Consider the following 286-nt stretch of genomic DNA (forward strand, 5'->3'; position numbering starts at 1 on the left):
ACACCATAGAAGAGCTGGCAAAGCAAATCGCCGCAACCGGCGGAAACGCTGCACGCATGCGCCCGGAAGCCTTGAAGAAAACGGTCGGCGAATTCAACGCGGCTTGCGACGCAGGTGTCGACGAGAAGTTCGGGCGCCCGAAGAGTACGCTGCGCCCGATCAAAAAGGGACCGTTCTACGCCGTGCCGCTTTTCGCGGGCGGCTCCAACACAAAGGGCGGTCTTTCGACTGACGCCGAACGCCGCGTCCTGAACTGGGCGGGCAACCCCATCGAAGGTCTTTATGC

General features: G+C 61.5%; 1 protein-coding gene. It reads left to right on the forward strand.

Annotation, left to right across the window (positions count from 1 at the left end; translation table 11 throughout):
• Nucleotides 1–56: 56 nt before the first annotated feature.
• Nucleotides 57–286, forward strand: a 230-nt coding sequence (locus H6A60_RS13065) for an FAD-binding protein (protein ID WP_239477753.1), incomplete at its 3' end; no start/stop codon positions are given.

It is taken from the genome of Sutterella massiliensis (genome assembly GCF_016899755.1).
In the GTDB taxonomy this organism is placed as follows: Bacteria; Pseudomonadota; Gammaproteobacteria; order Burkholderiales; family Burkholderiaceae_F; genus Sutterella; species Sutterella massiliensis.